Genomic DNA, 18,336 nt, shown 5'->3' on the forward strand with positions numbered 1-18,336 from the left:
GTTGAAGCACCTGTTGTTGAAGCGCCTGTTGTTGAAACCACGGTTGTTACAACACCAGTAGTTGAAACAACGATCGTTGAAACGACTACGGTTGATACACCGGCAGATGAAAAGCCAGCAGTTGAAACAACGGTTGTAGAAACAACGACGGTTGAGACAACAGTGGTTGAGACAACGACTGTTGAAACAAGCAAAGCAGAAGTTCAACAAGATTTACCTTTTGATGAACCTCAAGTTGCAGAGCAAGAAGTTGAAAAGCCAAAGCGCGTTATTTCAAGAAAACCAAGCCCTAAAGTTAGCTCAAAAGCAGGGAAAGTTTCTAGTAAAGGTAGTAAGCCAGGTAAATCATCTGCGCCAATGACCAAAACAGAATCAATTACCACCATGAATGAAGTTCCTACGGACTTCGTTGCTAGTGAAGATCGTGTGAAACATGCTTCATCGGGTAAAATGGCAAGTGTATCTAACGCAGTAAGTCATAGTGGTGCAGGTCCAACTAAACCATAGACCTATATAGCGTATATATTTACCACTAGGTAAAACTAAAAAAACCAGTCATTAGACTGGTTTTTTATTGTCTACGATAGAGTAAAACACGCTTTATAAAGCGATAAAGGGTCGTTTATCGAGAGAGAAAACACCTGAGGGAGATTTAAATAGACGTTAATGGAGATGTTTACAGCGATTATAAAATTTTAAATATCATCAAACATCACATAGTTAGCGCTAAAGTACCTCTTACTTATAAAAAAAGGTTGCAAACAAAGGGTTTTAATTCCTAAAACATATAACCCTTCCGCTGAGATACTCTAAACTTAAATTGAGCTTAATGGAGTAAGATCATCGTGTGATAGTCAAGCTTCCCCTTAATCAACGCTAGATGGCTTATGAATAAAGGAGCATAAAGTTATTTAGTTTTTGAGGTAATGTATATGAGTGTTATTTGGAAGAATCATGCAAGTCGACTGGTGGAATTCGTTAATAATAATAACGAAGTTCAAGCACATCTTTATCTTGAACAGCTAATGCTGTTTCCTTTAGATATTCAAGATAAAATAATCAATGACATTAGCCGCTTGCCATATTGTAATTGTGAGTCCGTATCAAACATCATCAGCCAATATATGATGTTTGAGCTTAAGTGATGAGAAATCTATTTAACGAGATAACTGCTGTTCTCTTAATTTTGCCACTTCATCACGTAAATTAGCAGCTTGTTCAAACTCTAGATTTTGAGCATGGTTAAGCATTTCACTTTCAAGCTGCTTAATTTTTTTATCAATATCTTTAATAGAGAGTATTTTATAATCTGAAGCTTGCTCGGCTACATTTAATAAGGTGTTACTTGAAGATACCGTACCATTATGAAGTGCATCACTAATTTTGCTAATAACCCCCCGAGGCGTAATATTATTATCAAGGTTGTATTGATGTTGCATCTCACGTCTTCGTTCAGTTTCATCAATCGCTTTTTTCATAGAGCCGGTGATCTTCGCTGCATATAAAATAGCCCGACCATTAATATTACGGGCAGCACGTCCAATCGTTTGAATAAGTGAACGCTCTGAGCGTAAAAACCCCTCTTTATCTGCATCTAATATCGCCACTAAGGAGACTTCTGGCATATCTAAACCTTCACGTAACAAGTTAATACCAACGAGCACATCAAACTTACCTAGACGAAAGTCACGAATAATTTCAACACGCTCTACGGTATCAATGTCAGAATGTAAATAACGGGCTTTGACATTATGTTCATCTAAGTAATCAGTAAGATCTTCTGCCATTCGCTTGGTTAGCGTGGTCGCTAAAACACGCTCTTGTATCACAACACGTTTTCGAATTTCTGATAATAAGTCATCAACTTGTGTTTCGACGGGACGAACTTCGATGATAGGATCAAGCAAGCCCGTTGGACGCACTAATTGCTGAGCAATTTCATTGCCTGACTTTTCAATCTCGTAATTACTCGGTGTCGCTGAAACATAAATAGTTTGTGGCGCTAACGCTTCAAATTCATCAAACTTCATCGGACGGTTATCCAATGCAGATGGCAAACGAAAGCCATAGTTCACTAAGTTTTCTTTACGAGATCGATCGCCTTTATACATAGCACCTATTTGCGGCACGGTGACATGCGATTCATCAATAATTAATAAACCATCGTCAGGTAAATAATCAAATAAAGTCGGAGGTGCTTCCCCTTCTCCACGCCCTGATAAGTAACGAGAATAATTTTCAATACCCGAGCAGTACCCCAGCTCTGTCATCATTTCAATATCGAATTGTGTACGTTGCACGATACGTTGCTCTTCAATTAAACGATTATTATCCTTTAAGAAAGTTGCTCGTTCTTTTAACTCGATTTTTATTTTATCTATCGCTGATAAAATTTTATCTCTTGGGGTAGCGTAATGTGTTTTAGGGTATACGGTTACTCGATCTAGCGTGCGGTCAACTTGTCCGGTCAGCGGATCGAACATCGACAAGCGTTCTATTTCTTCATCGAACAATTCAACACGTAACGCCAAACGATCTGATTCAGCAGGAAATATGTCAATAACATCACCGCGCACCCGATAAGTTGCCCGTTGAAAAGCGACATCGTTACGCTTGTACTGTAATTCAGCTAAGCGTCGTAAAATATCGCGCTGGTTAATAATATCGCCAACACTAATGTGTAGCATCATCTTTAAATACGAGTCGGGATCACCCAAACCATAAATAGCAGACACTGAAGCGATAATGATAACATCTCTACGCTCTAACAAAGCTTTGGTAGCCGACAAGCGCATTTGTTCGATATGTTCGTTTACAGAGGCGTCCTTCTCTATAAAAGTGTCTGTTGTTGGCACGTAAGCTTCTGGTTGATAATAATCATAATAAGAAACAAAGTATTCGACCGCATTATTTGGAAAGAACTCTTTCATCTCACTATAAAGTTGTGCAGCAAGGGTTTTATTGGGGGCAATCATCATTGTTGGACGATTTAAGGTTGCAACAACATTCGCAATAGTAAAGGTTTTTCCTGAGCCAGTAACACCTAATAGCGTTTGATGCGCTAAGCCATCTCCAATACCATCAACTAACTGTTTAATCGCTGCTGGTTGGTCACCATTAGGGGTGTAATCTGACTTTAAATCCATTGATTTCATTAAGAAACATCCTTTGCTTGGGTAAGTTCATGCGGAAATTGTTTATCAAATAAACGGTATGAGATTATCGCCATAATAAAATTGCCAAAGACTCCACCAATAAAAAATCCTTCAAGACCATAATAAACACTACCTAAATAGGCTAAAGGCACATAACAAACAAAAAGTCGGATAGCGCTAAGCACTAATGCGACTAAAGGCTTATGAAGTGCATTAAAAGAAGAATTAGTTAAAATAATGACGCCTTGAAAACCATAACCTATGGGAAGTATCCAAATAAAAAGTACAATAATATCTGCTACCGCTTGTTCTTTAGAAAAAACATCAGCGATAAATGGCGCAATTAACACCAATAGTAAATAAATAAGTAATTGTAATACCATGATAAAATTTATTGATGCTTTATAGCTTTTCTCAACCCTGTGCATATTACCAGCACCAAAATTTTGGCTAATAAAAGGAGGTAAAGTCATCGACATAGCCAGCACAACTAAACAAGCTATAGATTCAATACGAGAGCCAACACCAAAGGCTGCAACAGCCGACTCACCATAATTGGCTACAATAGCGGTTAAAATAGCAGCGGCTATTGGCGTAAGCATATTAGCCCCCGCTGCGGGTAAACCGATATGTAAAATACCTCGACTCGACGCAATAAATGTTTTCAAAGGTAACAGCGTAGTGTGAATTAATTGTCGCTTGATACCAACAATATATAAAACCAGTAAAAGTCCAAAAACCCAAGAGATTAGCGTCGCAATAGCCGCACCTTGTATTCCCATGGCCGTTATAGGACCTAATCCAAAAATAAAAATAGGATCTAATATCGCATTAATTAAACCGGCACTACCCATAATTATACTTGGCGTTTTGGTATCACCGGATGCTCTTAAAATAGCGTTACCTATCATAGGTCCAATCAAACAAATACTGCCAATAAACCAGATATCCATGTATTGATGAATAAGCGGTAATAAACTTTCACTCGCTCCCAGTAATAAAAAGGTTTCATCAATAAAATAATAACCAACACAAGATATAATACCGACAATTATTGCCGCTAAATATATCGCTGCTGTACCCGAATTTTTTGCAGAGTCATCATTACCTTTACCTAAGGCTTTGGCAATAACGGCTGACGTGCCAATACCCAAACCTATGGTTAAACTAATCACGGTAAAGGTAATAGGAAAGGTAAAACTGATTGCTGCGAGAGGTTGTGTACCGAGTAAACCAACGAAAAAAGTATCAACCAAGTTAAAAGTCATTAACAAAACCATACCGTATATCATAGGTATCGTCATACGTTTAATGGTTTCTGCAACAGGGTCTTCGAGTAAATTGATTTTTTTCTTTTTATTTATTTCGGTCATTTAAAGGTAGCTTTTGCTTGTCTTTGCAGGAAAATAGCAAAGTATTGTAAAAGATACTGATAAGACTCGCTATGTATATATTTTATTTCAACTTCATTTTAATTGTTTATATAAATTTAATGTTAAAAAGAAATAAATAATAACGTTGAAATATCTTTACTTTTGTATAACTCACTGCAATTGGGTATAAAAACTGACATTGAACAAAAATCACACTAAGATAGTAAAGTAGTTAACAAAACAAGCTAAATCATTGTTATTAAAACGAAAAGACAAATCACTTTTATATAGCCATTTAGCTGTAACGTGCATTCTTCACCCAAGTTATACTTTTTTACACTTTAACTCACAAAGTTATCCACAGATTCAGTGGATAACTTTGTGTAATAGTAACTTATATAGCCCAAGTGTAAAAAAAGCACTGAACTTGAAGATAAAGCAGACTGAGTGTCGACAAAACAAGCAAACAAACAAAATAATGATTTATTTCTACATTTTGTGTTGACAGTTCCGTCACGGACATTTAATATCTCGCCCCGTTAGCCAAGACCCTTGGCAAACAAAACAATTCCTCAATAGCTCAGTTGGTAGAGCAACGGACTGTTAATCCGTTTGTCCCTGGTTCAAGTCCAGGTTGAGGAGCCAAATTAAGATAAGTGGCTTTGCATGTTAAAGTGGCTTTAGAAAAGAACAATTCCTCAATAGCTCAGTTGGTAGAGCAACGGACTGTTAATCCGTTTGTCCCTGGTTCAAGTCCAGGTTGAGGAGCCACATAAGATAAGCCTGCAATTATTTGCAGGCTTTTTTTTACACTAAATTTAATGATCTGAGTAAGCTCAATAGCTCAGTTGGTAAAGTAACAGACTGTGCTTATATAAAGTCAGCGTTTGTCCCTGGTTCAAGTCCATAGCTAAAGAAAGAGCTAAGGAGCCACATAAGATAAGCCTGCAATTGTATGCGTGCAGGCTTTTTTTTACACTAAATTTAATACGTTAAATAGACTAATAGTGTTTTTGGCTATCTTCATTGTCAGACAGCTAGCAAGTTAACTTGTTAATCATCTAGACGGGCGATCAAGCTAGATGTATCCCAACGGCTGCCGCCTTTTTTCTGTACCTCTTCATAATAACCGTCTAATTGTTTAGTAATGGTTAAGTCAGCGCCGATCTTTTCTGCTTCACTGAACGCCATAGCTAAGTCTTTTCTCACCCAATCGACGGCAAAGCCAAAATCAAATTCTCTAGCACACATCGTTTTACCACGATTATCCATTTGCCATGAACCTGCTGCACCTTTAGAAATAGTCTCTATTAGCTTATCAGTATCCAGACCTGCCTTCTGAGCAAAGTTAAGGCCCTCTGCTAAGCCTTGTACGGTGTTTACAAAACATATTTGATTAACCATCTTAGCTAACTGACCCGAGCCTACCTGCCCCATTAATTGACTAAAACGGGCATAAGCATCCATAACAGGTTTTACTTGTTCAAAAATAGTCAAGTCACCACCGGCCATAACCGTTAGTACACCATTCTCTGCGCCTGCTTGACCACCGGATACGGGTGCATCGATAAAGTGCTTGTTTTCCAATTTTGCCAGAGCATCAAGATCTCTTGCCAGCTCTGCTGAAGCGGTAGTGTGATCGACCAAAATAGCGCCAACAGCTAAGCCAGCGAATATACCGTCATCCCCCAAAACAACTTGCCTAACATCATTGTCATTACCAACACAGGAAAAGACAATTTCGCAACCTTGGGCGGCTTCTCTTGGACTTTGAGCTAAACAGCCACCAAACTCTTTCACCCATTGTTCTGCTTTCGCAGTCGTACGGTTATAAACGCAAACGTCAAAGCCTGCCTTTTGTAAATGTCCGGCCATTGGATAGCCCATAACGCCTAAACCAACAAATGCTATTTTTTTCATATTATCTCCACGATAAATCAGCTCATAAAATCTATATTCTTCATTGATTAAATACTACGAAAAGTTGATAACAATTAATAGTAATCGTTTTATAAACATCATCTTTCTTTGTCATTAATACGATTGTAATTATTCATACTTTTTTGTAGATAACTAAAACTCCGTCATCCTGAACTCGATTTAGGATCTAGTCACTGAGGTACTTAGATACTGAAATAAATTCAGCATGACGACCTTGGGATCTGGTCACTTAGATACCTAGATACTGAAATAAATTCAGCATGACGACCTTAATAGTCTAGTAGTGCTTTTTTCTAGATAACAAAAACTCCTTCATCCTGAACTCGTTTCAGGATCTGGTCACGAGTTACTAAGATACTGAGATACTGAAATAAATTCAGCATGACGACCTTAGGGTCTGGTCACTTAGATACTGAAATAAATTCAGCATGACGACCTTAAGATCTGGTCACTTAGATGCTGAAATAAATTCAGTATGACGTCCTAAAGATCTGGTCACTTAGATGCTGAAATAAATTCAGTATGACAACCTTAATAGTGTGGTACTGCTTTTTTGTAGATAACAAAAACTCCGTCATCCTAAACTCGTTTCAGGATCTGGTTACTGAGGTACTTAGATACTGAAACAAGTTCAGCATGACGACCTTGGGAACTGGTCACTTAGATGCTTAGATACTGAAATAAATTCAGCATGACGACATTAAGATCTTTTGATTTAGGTACTGAAATAACAGGGCTTAACATAAAAAAGCCCATTATTTTCATAATGGGCTTGGTCTCTTGTCACTGGGTTTAATCTAGTTACGTATTAAATATATTCGACTGAAACAATCTCATATTCAACAACGCCACCAGGTATGGTGATTTCAACTTCAGAATCAACTTCTTTACCAATTAAACCACGGGCAATTGGTGAGTTTAATGAAATACGGCCGGTTTTAAAGTCGGCTTCATCATCGCCTACAATTTTATAAGTAACTTCAACTTCAGTTTCAATGTTTAATAAGGTAACTGTTGTACCAAAAAGCACTTTGCCATGATTGGGTATCTTAGTGATATCGATAACTTGAGCATTACACAGTCGACCTTCAATATCTTGAATTCGGCCTTCACAAAAGCCCTGCTCTTCTTTAGCCGCATGGTATTCTGCATTTTCTTTTAAATCACCATGTTCACGTGCAACAGCGATATCTTTAACAATACGTGGGCGTTTTTCTGTTTTTAAAACTCTAAGCTCTTCTTTCAGCTGTTCAGCACCAAGAAGTGTCATTGGATATTTTGTCATTTCTCTCTTCTTTTTAAATGATAAAGGTGGCTTACTTAAAAAGTATAACCACCCTTATATAACAATTTTTTATAAAGTATTTATCTCATAATAAATAAATGCCTTACATACTTCAATATTAATTACATTGCTTATGCAATTCTTGTATTGATGTTACCGTATTTCTATCATCAGCTGCATGAGATTGGCATGTTGCAAATGCTGCGTTCAAAGTAGTCGTGTATGCCACTTTATAGCGCAATGCTCCTCCGCGCAAGACTTTAGAATCTTCAATCGCTTTACGACCTTCTGTGGTGTTAATAATATAGCTATATTCACCATTTTTGATTCTATCAAGAATATGAGGACGGCCTTCTTGTACCTTATTAACTAAGCGACATGGAATATTAGCTTCACCTAGGATAATCGCTGTGCCATGAGTAGCATCGACGTCATAACCTAAAGCGACCAACTGTTTCGCTAAATCAACCACACGTACTTTATCACTGTTACGAACAGAGATTAACGCACGACCTGATTTAGGCACAGATACACCAGCACCTAAACAAGCTTTTGCGTATGCTTCTTCAAATGTCTTACCAACGCCCATCACTTCACCCGTAGAGCGCATTTCAGGACCAACCAAAGGATCACTACCATGAAACTTGTTAAACGGAATAACCACTTCTTTCACTGAAAAGTATGGAGGTATAATTTCTTTCGTTATCCCTTGTTCTCTTAATGATTTGCCAGCCATGACACGTGCGCCAATTTTAGCTAGTGGCACAGATGTCGCTTTAGAAACAAACGGTATGGTACGTGCAGCACGAGGGTTTACTTCAATAATGTAAACTTCGTTATCTTTAACCGCCATTTGTGTGTTCATTAAGCCAATAACGCCTAACTCAAATGCTAAGTCGGTAACCTGCTTGCGCATAACATCTTGGACTTCTTGGCTCAAGCTATAAGCTGGCAATGAACATGCTGAGTCACCTGAATGAACACCCGCTTGTTCAATGTGTTGCATAATACCGCCAACAACAACGTCAGTACCATCACAAACAACGTCGATATCGACTTCAATCGCATCATCAAGAAAATGGTCAAGCAAGACCGGTGAATCATTTGAAACACTAACAGCTTCAGTCATGTATCGACGTAAATCATCTAGGTCATAAACAATTTCCATCGCACGGCCACCTAAAACATAAGATGGACGAACAACTAATGGAAAGCCAATACCTTCAGCTTTCGCCATTGCTTCTTCTAATGACGTCACCGTAGCATTTTCTGGTTGTAATAAACCTAAGCGTTCAACGGCTTGTTGAAAACGCTCTCTATCTTCTGCTCTATCGATTGCATCAGGAGAGGTACCAATAATAGGCACTCCGGCTGCTTCTAAAGCACGCGCTAGTTTTAGCGGTGTTTGACCACCGTATTGCACAATAACGCCTTTAGGTTTTTCAATACGAACAATTTCAAGCACATCTTCAAAAGTGATTGATTCAAAATATAAACGGTCTGATGTGTCGTAATCGGTTGAAACAGTTTCAGGGTTACAATTGACCATGATAGTTTCATAACCGTCTTCGCGTAACGCTAATGCCGCATGTACACAACAATAATCAAATTCAATACCTTGACCGATACGGTTTGGACCGCCACCTAAGATCATAATTGATTCTTTATCGGTTGGGTTTGCTTCACACTCTTCATCGTAGGTTGAATACATGTAAGCTGTATCTGAACTAAATTCAGCCGCACAGGTATCAACACGTTTGTATACCGGAAAAATATTAGCTTTATGGCGTTTTTTACGCACTTCAGCTTCGGCTATACCAATTAAATCAGCAAGGCGAGAATCAGCAAAGCCTTTACGTTTAAGTTTACGTAAATAATCGGCTGTTAATATTTTTAAGCCGCCGGCAGCAACTTTAGCCTCTTCTAAAACGATATCTTCGATTTGAATAAGGAACCAACGGTCGACCATAGTTAAACGATAAATATCATCAACTGATAAACCTAAGCGAAACGCATCAGCGATATACCAAATACGGTCAGCGCCAGCTTCTTGAAGTTCGTGCATAATTTTAGTTTTAGCACCCGGCTGAGTAACATCAACCATAGAATCAAAACCATTTACGCCAACTTCTAAGCCACGTAACGCTTTTTGTAATGATTCTTGTTGGTTACGGCCAATGGCCATCACTTCGCCAACTGATTTCATTTGCGTGGTTAAACGGTCTTCACAGCCAGCAAATTTTTCAAAATTAAAACGTGGAATTTTAGTAACAACATAATCGATAGTCGGTTCAAATGACGCTGGAGTTGCGCCGCCGGTAATATCGTTAGTTAATTCGTCAAGCGTATAACCAACCGCTAATTTTGCAGCAATCTTAGCAATTGGGAAACCTGTTGCTTTTGAAGCAAGTGCTGATGAACGTGAAACACGTGGATTCATCTCGATGATAACCATGCGGCCAGTTTCAGGACAAATACCAAACTGTACGTTGGACCCGCCTGTTTCTACGCCAATTTCACGTAAAACCGCAATCGATGCATTACGCATGATTTGGTATTCTTTATCAGTTAACGTCTGTGCTGGAGCAACCGTAATAGAATCACCGGTATGAATACCCATAGGGTCAAAGTTTTCAATCGAACAAATAATAATACAGTTATCATTTTTGTCGCGAACCACTTCCATCTCATACTCTTTCCAACCAATTAATGATTCATCAATCAATAATTCAGAAGTTGGCGAGAGATCTAATCCTCGAGTACAAATCTCATGGAACTCTTCGCGGTTATAAGCGATACCACCACCCGTGCCTCCCATGGTAAATGAAGGTCGAATGATACAAGGAAAGCCTAAAATTTTACTAGCGGCGTGTGCTTCTTCAATCGTATGAACAATTTCAGCATTTGGCGTATCTAAGCCGATTGCTTTCATGGCTTTATCGAAACGAGAACGATCTTCAGCTTTATCAATCGCATCAGCTGTTGCACCGATCATTTCAACATTAAATTCTTTTAATACGCCTTTTGCTTCAAGTTCTAAAGCACAGTTTAAAGCTGTTTGACCACCCATAGTCGGTAAAACCGCACAAGGACGTTCTTTTTCAATGATCTTACGTACAACCTCCCAGTGAATAGGCTCAATGTAAGTTGCATCGGCCATTTCAGGGTCTGTCATGATAGTTGCAGGGTTTGAGTTAACTAAAATAACTCGGTAGCCTTCTTCACGAAGTGCTTTACAGGCTTGTGCGCCTGAATAATCGAATTCACATGCTTGACCAATAACAATTGGGCCAGCGCCTAAGATCAAGATACTTTTTAAATCGGTACGTTTTGGCATTTTTCAGTTCTCTCTATATCTTGTTTAAGGGCTAAGCTTTGGCTTCGTTCATTAAATCGATAAAATGATCAAATAATGGTGCAGCATCTGCAGGACCAGGACTTGCTTCAGGATGACCTTGAAAACTAAATGCAGGCTTATCGGTGCGATGTACACCTTGAATTGATTGGTCAAATAACGACACATGCGTTACTTTCAAATTCGCGGGCATTTTATTTTCATCAATCGCAAAACCATGGTTCTGCGCAGTTATCATCACGACATTACGTTCAAAGTCTTTCACGGGGTGGTTGCCACCGTGATGACCAAATTTCATTTTAATGGTACCCGCGCCACTGGCTAAGCCAAGAAGTTGATGACCTAAACAAATACCAAAGATTGGCGTTTGTGTTTCTAAAAATGATTGAATAGCAGAAATCGCATAATCACAAGGCTCTGGATCGCCTGGGCCATTTGATAAGAATATGCCATCTGGACTCATTGCTAAAACATCAGCGGCTGGTGTTTGTGCTGGCACTACTGTTACCTTACAACCACGGTCTACTAACATGCGCAAAATATTGCGTTTGGCACCAAAATCGTAAGCAACCACATGAAACTTCGAGTTTTCAGGGGTAATATGACCTTTTCCTAATTCCCAGCTGCCTTCTGTCCATTGATATTGTTCTTTGGTTGAAACAACTTTGGCTAAATCCATGCCTTTAAGACCTGGAAATGCTTTTGCTTGGGCTAAAGCGTCTGTTTCTGCAGCCTCAGACATTGTATCTAGTGTCATGATACAACCGTTTTGAGCGCCTTTTTCGCGAAGAATACGTGTTAGTTTGCGCGTATCAATATCAGCAATACCTAAAACATTACGTGCCTTTAGGTAGTCGCTTAAATTCTGTTCATTTCGAAAATTACTCGCTAATAGCGGTAAGTCACGAATAACTAAACCTTTTGCCCAAATAGTGTTTGATTCTTCATCTTCACTGTTGGTACCTGTATTACCTATATGCGGGTAAGTTAGGGTAATAATTTGCTCTGCATATGATGGGTCGGTAAGAATTTCTTGGTAACCGGTCATTGAAGTATTGAATACTACTTCACCAACAGCCGCTCCGTCTGCACCAATAGCGGTGCCTTTAAATACAGTGCCGTCTTCAAGCACTAAAATGGCAGATTTAGTCAATTTAACCTCCGTAAAGAAGAAAGAAGCTTAACGATGCAACTAAAAAACATCATTAAGTACAAATTACGTGTCGGCTGTTTCCTAATGAAACACCCATAAAAAATGCCAAAAATTTCGTTATTACTAACAGAACTACTAAATTTTTGACAAAATCCACTTATTTTACGCTTGTATCACATATTCGTCTAGCGATAATTGTAAAAACTAAGCGTTTAATTGAATATTCGGTTAAAACAGCCAAAAGTAACTGTTTTCTTTAAAAATAAATTACTTCAAGCCTAAAACATCTTGCATATCATAAAAGCCATTATCTGCTTCACTTAACCAGAATGCGGCTCTCATAGCACCTAATGCGAAAGTCATTCTTGAACTTGCGCGATGGGTGATTTCTAACCGCTCACCAATATCAGCAAAAAAAGCGGTGTGTTCTCCAACGATATCTCCAGCTCTAACTGTCGCAAAACCTATGGTCTCTTTATCACGTTCACCTGTGATACCTTCACGACCATAAACAGCCACTTTATTTAAGTCTCTACCTAAAGTGTCTGCTATAACCTGCCCCATTTTTACTGCGGTACCCGATGGAGCATCTTTCTTAAATCTATGGTGTGCTTCAAATATTTCTATATCAGTATAGTCACCAATTGCTTTTGCGGTAACTTCTAGTAGTTTAAACATTAAATTAACACCGACACTGGTATTTGGCGCTAAAATCACCGGCATAAGTTCGCCTGCTTTTTCAATAATACTCACTTGCTCGTCACTGAAGCCCGTAGTACCAATAACGAGTGCTTTATGATGTTGTTGACACCATTTAAGATTATCTAAAGTGGTTTCAATAGCCGTAAAATCAATAAAAACATCAGCATCGAGTAAGTCGTTTAAGTTAGTTGCTGTTTTTTGGCCAATAGCGCCAATACCAGCGAGTTCGCCTAAGTCAAAATTAACAAACGATGAAGACGCTCGAACCGTGCCACCGACAAGTTCAATAGACTTATGCTCAACGGCTGCTTGAATTAAGTTACGGCCCATACGGCCGCTGCATCCTAAAATGGCTACTTTTACTTTCATTTTAATCTCTATAAATTTATTTTATCTACTAGATCACTTTAGCGTACTAACGCTAATGGCAATGCTAATTCAATACTATTGGATAAATCGTGTGAAACCACACTCATTATTTTAAACTGCTCATCTATCTTAACGACATGAAAAAATGCGGTAAAATCAGCAAAAACTTGATCTTTGTCATCAAAAAAAGCCCAATCAACACATATATCGATAGACGAATTATCTGCATAATTATAACTTGCTGAAGTTGGTATTATCTTTTGGGTTTTTGCATGCGTTAAAACCGTAAAGATATCTTTAAACTCTTGATTAAAACTTTCACTATTCACTAAATAAGCAATTTTATCAGGGGTATGTAATGTACAAGGTAAATGATAACAAGCGCGGGCTGCCTTTAAATCACAATGTTCAAAGGCAGTAATATAATCTTTAAATAATTTGATCAGTGCTTGCTCTAACATACATCCCTACTTGATTGCTTTGTCATGGTTAATCACTACGGGTTTATATTTTATCATTTTAGCGTATTCGTCGTTCTTTGCCATCTATGGCGTCACAACATACGGGCATAAAAAAGCCCTCAACGGAGGGCTTTAAAAACTAATTAGCTAACAATTGCTAATAATTCAACTTCAAATACTAACGTTGAATAAGGTGGTATAGCACCTTGTGAGCCTTGCTCACCGTATGCCAAGTGGTAAGGAACGTATAAACGCCACTTAGAACCTTCGGTCATTAACTGTAATGCTTCAGTCCAACCTGGGATAACACCACCAATTGGGAATTCAGCAGGTTGACCGCGATCTACAGAACTATCAAAAATGTCGCCATTGATGAAAGTACCATGATAATGAGTACGAACTGTGCTTGCTGCTGTTGGCTTCTCGCCATCACCTGTTGCTAAAACTTCATATTGAAGGCCAGATTCAGTAACAGTTACTTCATCACGCTTAGCATTTTCAGCTAAGAATTTTTCACCTTCAGCTGACATTTCTTTAGCTGCGGCTTGTTCTAACTCTTGCATTTTTTTAGAAACAACAGAAAACGCGGCATTTAAATCTTCGTCTGATACTTGGCTTGCTGAATTAGCAATAGCATCAGCCAAACCTGCTTGTACAGCAGATACGTCAAATTCTTTAAAAGGGTTATTGCGTAATTGATCACCTAATTGACGACCTACGCCGTAACTTACACGTTGCTCAATAGTTTCAAATGTATTCTCTGACATGATATTCCTTATGTTTTCGCCGACACAGTTATTGTGTAAAATGGCAATTAGATAAAAATTCGCGATAGGATAACATAAACAGCTACTGGTCTGTAGCTTGAACTTAAGACATTTGGTTATTTTATATAATTTCCGGTTATGGCTATGCTTTCGTTATTATTTTGCTATCGATTTAGTTTACGATAGACTAGCGTTAACTTAATGTTAAAGATAAATTTTATGAATAAAGATATCGTTATTTCTTCTCCAGAGAAACGTTTACTTAGCCTGTTACCTTTTGGGGTTTTTCTCGGTTTATTTCTTGGCACCGGTATTGTCCTTACCTTACAAGGCGTTGAGTTTGCTTTTTATCAACTCCCCGCCAGCATCGCTATTATTCCAGCCATTTTAGTGGCTATATATTTAGGTAAAGACAGTATTAATGATCAAGTGAGCCAATTTATTTCTGGAGCTGGTCATGCAAACATTATTACTATGTGTGTTATTTATCTACTCGCTGGTGCTTTTGCAACAGTTGCCAAGACAACCGGGAGTGTTGATGCTAGCGTTCAGCTAGGTTTATCTTTTTTCCCTGATTACTTACTACTGCCGGGCTTATTTTTAGTTGCGGCTTTTATTGCTACTGCCATGGGTACTTCAATGGGCACCATCGCTGCGATTGCGCCAGTTGCATTAGGCTTTATAGAGTCTGCCGATTTAGACGCTTCAATTGTTGCTGGCTGTATTATTTCAGGCGCTATTTTTGGCGATAATTTATCAATAATATCTGACACCACCATAGCATCGACGCGCAGTCAGGGTGCGCACATGAAAGATAAATTTAAAGTCAATTTTAAATTTGCCGTACCTGCGGCAATTTTATGTCTCATTATTTATGCTTCAATGGGAATAACGATTCCACATGAACAAACCCAAGATATTAACGTACTTGGCTTATTACCCTATTTGGTGATACTAACGTTAGCGTTGATGGGTCTTAATGTGTTTGTAGTATTAGTTGTTGGTATTATCCTCGCGGCTGCAATAGGCATGTACGACAATGGCTATCAATTATCGGCATGGGTCAGTGATATCAATGCTGGCTTTGCTAGTATGCAAGACATTTTTATTCTTTCGCTGTTTATTGGTGGTTTAAGCGAACTGATCAAACGCCAAGGAGGCTTAGCCGCGCTAACCCATGCAATTGAGCACTTTGCGCGAAAGCTCAACCCCAACAATAAAAAACGTGCCGCCGGTTTAGGTATCGCTTCGTTAGCATTTACTTGTAACTTTTTTACCGCAAATAATACAGTATCAATTATTGTTACTGGTGAAACAGCGAAAGAATTAGCAGAAGATGGACAAGTCAGCCCAGCACACTCGGCAAGCTTATTAGATATTTACGCTTGTATTAACCAAGGATTACTGCCTTATGGCGCGCAAGCTCTTCTGCTAGGGGCAACCTTGAAAATATCACCTATTGAAGTGGTATCAAGTGCTTTTTATCCGATGATCTTGCTAGTTGTCGCCAGTATTGCTTTTTGGCGTATCACTAAGTAGCTTGCTAATAGTCGGCTTGCGTTACTCTCTTCTAGATTCTTAAGTGAGTAACTCGATTAGGGGGTGATGAATTTGCCATTATATTAAAAGACGTTGTTTGTATTAGTGAAATTAATGAGGTAACCGAGCGTATTTTAACTAAAATGAACGAATCCTATATTATTGATAAGTTATCTTTATATTGCCACGCAAGTGTTGGAGTGGCATGGAATAAAGATAAAACTAGCTCACCGGAATCACTGATGCAACAAGCTGATTCGGCTATGTACCAAGCGAAGAGCAAAGGTAAGCAAAGTTGTCATACTTTTAATTACGCAACGCACTAAATATTAGCTGTCTGCTGATATAACAGCCATTTAAGTAAGCATCACTGGTTATTGAGCAATAATTCAAGTTTGTTGGCAACAATAAAAATGCCGAGTTAATTACATAGTTTTCTCGGCACTAAACAGCAATAAATAAGACGTTATAACCTGATTATCGATAAGTAAAACACCAAAGTAGCGAAGTGCTCAACATACCGCTAGACAGCTATTTATCTGCCTTGATGATCAACATGGAAAGTCTGAAACTAATGTTTCAAATAATACCTCTTTCAAAGATTTCGTCTCTAAGTCATCAATTTTCATCGACTTGGCTATTTTAGAGACCACTTTTTTTCGGTCCTCTTCAAGAGAAATGCAAAACGCATGATCACCGTCTTTCTCTGTCAATGATGACCTCGCTGTAACACGAGTGTTGTAGGCTCTTTTGACAAAGTCACTGACTGGCGCTCGAAGATTATCAATTAGCGCCTCTGGTTTTACTACCGCACTTTCTGAAAGTAAAGATGAGTCAATAAACCCATCGATATAAAGTTTGCATGGATTAATTTCACTACGGTCGATACCTTGTTGGTATGCTTTACACGATTTAATAATTTCAGACTTAATGTCCGCAAATACTGAGCCACTTGCCAATAAAAAACAAACGAAAATAAATTTAGCTATAAAATTTTTAGTGAACTTCATTTTTAAAATTCCTTAATTCAATTAATTTTCCCGATAACCACTCGTATTAATATTCTGCAAGTCATGACAAAAACTACAATAATAGCCAACTTGAGTGCTTAACCATCCTAACCTAAGCAGTTTTATCTTTCTAGATATTTTACAACCCAAAAATAAAACAATAAAAGCTGATTGTTGTTACCTCTTTATTAGAAAAAAGTTGACAAAAAATCTAAGGATTATTATTTTTAATAGCTATAGGTAAATCATTAAGAGAACATTATGGCAAAGCTAAATATCACCACCTACAGTATTTTAATGCGATAGTAAAACATGGCAGTATTGCCCAGGCATCAAAAATTATTCATATAACTCCGCAAACGTTGAGTGCACAACTCAGTACTTTTGAAGATCAATTAGGCTACCTGTTATTTGAACGGAAAGGGAAACGTTTAGTGCTGAACGAAATGGGACGCTTGACTTATAGTTATAGCTAAGAAATCTTTAGTTTAGGAGACGAATTACTTTATTCACTTAAAAATCACTCAGCAGATTTTGCTTCCCGCTTTTCAATAGGTGTTACAGATGTGATAGCAAAAGTATTTTCTTTTCATTTCCTTAAGCAAATTTATACCATGGATAGTTCAATAAAATTAATCTGTAAGGAAACGAGTTTAGAGGTATTACTTGGAGAGTTGGCGATGAATAAATTAGACGCGATATTAACTGATACTCCCCTGCCTAGACTTCCCCATTAAAGGCATATAGCCATGCTATCGGAAAAAGCGGTTTTAGCTTTTTTGCTCACCAAAATTTGGCTGATAAATTACAGGCTAACTTTCCTCACTCACTCGATGGACAATCATTTTTCATTGCTGGTGAAGGTACAAATCAACGTTTAAGTGTACTTTCTTGGTTTAATCAATTGAGTATCTCGCCATTAGTTATTGGAGAGTTTGATGATTCGATATTAACTAAGTATTTTGGTCAGGAGGGTTATGGTGTTTTTTGTGCTCCAACAATTATTGAAGTTCACGTTATAGAACAGTTTAACGTGAGCATTATCGGCAAAACCAATGATATAACTGAACATTACTACTTGATCTCTCCCGAACGTAAAGTCAAACATCCAGCCGTTCAACATTTATTAACCGAAGGCAAAAAGCTATTTAAACAACCAATGGCTTAGGTTTATTAAACAGTTAACAAAATAAAGCCCCCAGATGGGGCTTGGTAACCGTCTTTAT

General features: G+C 38.2%; 15 protein-coding genes, 2 tRNA genes and 2 pseudogenes. 9 read left to right on the top strand and 10 right to left on the bottom strand.

The features are described from left to right. Both H4J67_RS08390 and H4J67_RS08395 read left to right on the top strand, forming a co-directional pair. Positions 1 to 507, top strand: a pseudogene (locus tag H4J67_RS08390) (hypothetical protein); the annotation flags it as partial. A 425-nt stretch (positions 508 to 932) separates the two neighbouring features. Next, the gene (locus H4J67_RS08395) at positions 933 to 1,145 is read left to right on the top strand and encodes a hypothetical protein (protein WP_182175760.1); all 213 of its coding nucleotides are present in this window, start codon (positions 933 to 935) and stop codon (positions 1,143 to 1,145) included. 12 nt (positions 1,146 to 1,157) lie between these two features. Here the strand turns inward: H4J67_RS08395 and uvrB are convergent, their stop codons facing one another. Continuing rightward, a complete protein-coding gene (uvrB, locus tag H4J67_RS08400) occupies positions 1,158 to 3,155 on the bottom strand; it encodes an excinuclease ABC subunit UvrB (protein ID WP_182175759.1) in 1,998 nt (665 codons plus the stop codon). After that, positions 3,155 to 4,528, bottom strand: coding sequence for an MATE family efflux transporter (locus tag H4J67_RS08405; protein WP_182175758.1), 1,374 nt, complete (start codon positions 4,526 to 4,528; stop codon positions 3,155 to 3,157). The genes uvrB and H4J67_RS08405 overlap by 1 nt, the downstream gene beginning before the upstream one ends. Before the next feature lie 569 nt (positions 4,529 to 5,097). Here H4J67_RS08405 and H4J67_RS08410 point away from each other — a divergent pair. Both H4J67_RS08410 and H4J67_RS08415 read left to right on the top strand, forming a co-directional pair. After that, positions 5,098 to 5,173, top strand: a tRNA-Asn gene (locus H4J67_RS08410). Between the two features lie 50 nt (positions 5,174 to 5,223). Next, positions 5,224 to 5,299: transfer RNA gene (locus H4J67_RS08415), tRNA-Asn, on the top strand. Positions 5,300 to 5,581: 282 nt separating this feature from the next. On the opposite strand, the gene H4J67_RS08420 is transcribed toward H4J67_RS08415, so the two are convergent. From H4J67_RS08420 to H4J67_RS08450, 7 genes are all read right to left on the bottom strand, one after another. Continuing rightward, positions 5,582 to 6,448, bottom strand: a complete 867-nt coding sequence (locus H4J67_RS08420; protein WP_182175757.1) for an NAD(P)-dependent oxidoreductase — start codon at positions 6,446 to 6,448, stop codon at positions 5,582 to 5,584. A gap of 829 nt (positions 6,449 to 7,277) precedes the next feature. Next, positions 7,278 to 7,754: a transcription elongation factor GreA gene (greA, locus tag H4J67_RS08425; protein WP_070376488.1), complete on the bottom strand. Its 477-nt coding sequence runs from the start codon at positions 7,752 to 7,754 to the stop codon at positions 7,278 to 7,280. Positions 7,755 to 7,872: 118 nt separating this feature from the next. Then, positions 7,873 to 11,091: a carbamoyl-phosphate synthase large subunit gene (gene carB / locus H4J67_RS08430; protein ID WP_146799304.1), complete on the bottom strand. Its 3,219-nt coding sequence runs from the start codon at positions 11,089 to 11,091 to the stop codon at positions 7,873 to 7,875. A 31-nt stretch (positions 11,092 to 11,122) separates the two neighbouring features. Then, positions 11,123 to 12,262 (bottom strand): glutamine-hydrolyzing carbamoyl-phosphate synthase small subunit, encoded by a 1,140-nt coding sequence (gene carA / locus H4J67_RS08435; RefSeq protein WP_182175756.1) that lies wholly within the window; start codon positions 12,260 to 12,262, stop codon positions 11,123 to 11,125. Between the two features lie 267 nt (positions 12,263 to 12,529). Next, entirely contained in the window at positions 12,530 to 13,333 is an 804-nt protein-coding gene (dapB, locus tag H4J67_RS08440; protein ID WP_182175755.1) for a 4-hydroxy-tetrahydrodipicolinate reductase, read from the bottom strand. A 38-nt stretch (positions 13,334 to 13,371) separates the two neighbouring features. Next, positions 13,372 to 13,794, bottom strand: a complete 423-nt coding sequence (locus H4J67_RS08445; protein ID WP_182175754.1) for a hypothetical protein — start codon at positions 13,792 to 13,794, stop codon at positions 13,372 to 13,374. A 143-nt stretch (positions 13,795 to 13,937) separates the two neighbouring features. Next, a complete protein-coding gene (locus tag H4J67_RS08450; protein WP_070376483.1) occupies positions 13,938 to 14,561 on the bottom strand; it encodes an FKBP-type peptidyl-prolyl cis-trans isomerase in 624 nt (207 codons plus the stop codon). A gap of 219 nt (positions 14,562 to 14,780) precedes the next feature. On the opposite strand from H4J67_RS08450, the gene H4J67_RS08455 reads away from it, so the two are divergent. Then, positions 14,781 to 16,100, top strand: a complete 1,320-nt coding sequence (locus tag H4J67_RS08455; protein WP_182175753.1) for a Na+/H+ antiporter NhaC family protein — start codon at positions 14,781 to 14,783, stop codon at positions 16,098 to 16,100. 59 nt (positions 16,101 to 16,159) lie between these two features. Then, positions 16,160 to 16,426 (top strand): annotated as a pseudogene (locus tag H4J67_RS08460) (diguanylate cyclase domain-containing protein); the annotation flags it as partial. A gap of 225 nt (positions 16,427 to 16,651) precedes the next feature. On the opposite strand, the gene H4J67_RS08465 reads toward H4J67_RS08460, so the two are convergent. Next, the gene (locus H4J67_RS08465) at positions 16,652 to 17,110 is read right to left on the bottom strand and encodes a hypothetical protein (protein WP_182175752.1); all 459 of its coding nucleotides are present in this window, start codon (positions 17,108 to 17,110) and stop codon (positions 16,652 to 16,654) included. Between the two features lie 236 nt (positions 17,111 to 17,346). Between H4J67_RS08465 and H4J67_RS21215 the strand changes: the two genes are divergently transcribed. The 3 genes from H4J67_RS21215 (at position 17,347) to H4J67_RS08475 (ending at position 18,278) form a co-directional block, all read left to right on the top strand. Then, positions 17,347 to 17,586 (top strand): LysR family transcriptional regulator, encoded by a 240-nt coding sequence (locus H4J67_RS21215; protein ID WP_404842786.1) that lies wholly within the window; start codon positions 17,347 to 17,349, stop codon positions 17,584 to 17,586. 138 nt (positions 17,587 to 17,724) lie between these two features. Continuing rightward, a complete protein-coding gene (locus H4J67_RS20555; RefSeq protein ID WP_259368531.1) occupies positions 17,725 to 17,847 on the top strand; it encodes a hypothetical protein in 123 nt (40 codons plus the stop codon). Between the two features lie 56 nt (positions 17,848 to 17,903). Next, complete coding sequence (locus tag H4J67_RS08475; protein ID WP_182175751.1) at positions 17,904 to 18,278, top strand: hypothetical protein; 375 nt, start codon at positions 17,904 to 17,906, stop codon at positions 18,276 to 18,278. The last annotated feature ends 58 nt before the right edge of the window (positions 18,279 to 18,336 follow it).

This window comes from Colwellia sp. BRX10-4, from assembly GCF_014077465.1.
Classification (GTDB): domain Bacteria; phylum Pseudomonadota; class Gammaproteobacteria; order Enterobacterales; family Alteromonadaceae; genus Colwellia_A.

Excerpts from the sequence above, each read along its gene's own strand:
- carB (WP_146799304.1), bottom strand. The coding sequence starts at position 11,091 with ATGCCAAAACGTACCGATTTAAAAAGTATCTTGATCTTAGGCGCTGGC.
- H4J67_RS08455 (WP_182175753.1), top strand. The coding sequence starts at position 14,781 with ATGAATAAAGATATCGTTATTTCTTCTCCAGAGAAACGTTTACTTAGC.
- H4J67_RS08405 (WP_182175758.1), bottom strand. The coding sequence starts at position 4,528 with ATGACCGAAATAAATAAAAAGAAAAAAATCAATTTACTCGAAGACCCT.
- greA (WP_070376488.1), bottom strand. The coding sequence starts at position 7,754 with ATGACAAAATATCCAATGACACTTCTTGGTGCTGAACAGCTGAAAGAA.
- H4J67_RS08445 (WP_182175754.1), bottom strand. The coding sequence starts at position 13,794 with ATGTTAGAGCAAGCACTGATCAAATTATTTAAAGATTATATTACTGCC.
- H4J67_RS08420 (WP_182175757.1), bottom strand. The coding sequence starts at position 6,448 with ATGAAAAAAATAGCATTTGTTGGTTTAGGCGTTATGGGCTATCCAATG.
- H4J67_RS20555 (WP_259368531.1), top strand. The coding sequence starts at position 17,725 with ATGGATAGTTCAATAAAATTAATCTGTAAGGAAACGAGTTTAGAGGTA.
- H4J67_RS08395 (WP_182175760.1), top strand. The coding sequence starts at position 933 with ATGAGTGTTATTTGGAAGAATCATGCAAGTCGACTGGTGGAATTCGTT.
- uvrB (WP_182175759.1), bottom strand. The coding sequence starts at position 3,155 with ATGAAATCAATGGATTTAAAGTCAGATTACACCCCTAATGGTGACCAA.
- H4J67_RS08450 (WP_070376483.1), bottom strand. The coding sequence starts at position 14,561 with ATGTCAGAGAATACATTTGAAACTATTGAGCAACGTGTAAGTTACGGC.
- dapB (WP_182175755.1), bottom strand. The coding sequence starts at position 13,333 with ATGAAAGTAAAAGTAGCCATTTTAGGATGCAGCGGCCGTATGGGCCGT.
- H4J67_RS08465 (WP_182175752.1), bottom strand. The coding sequence starts at position 17,110 with ATGAAGTTCACTAAAAATTTTATAGCTAAATTTATTTTCGTTTGTTTT.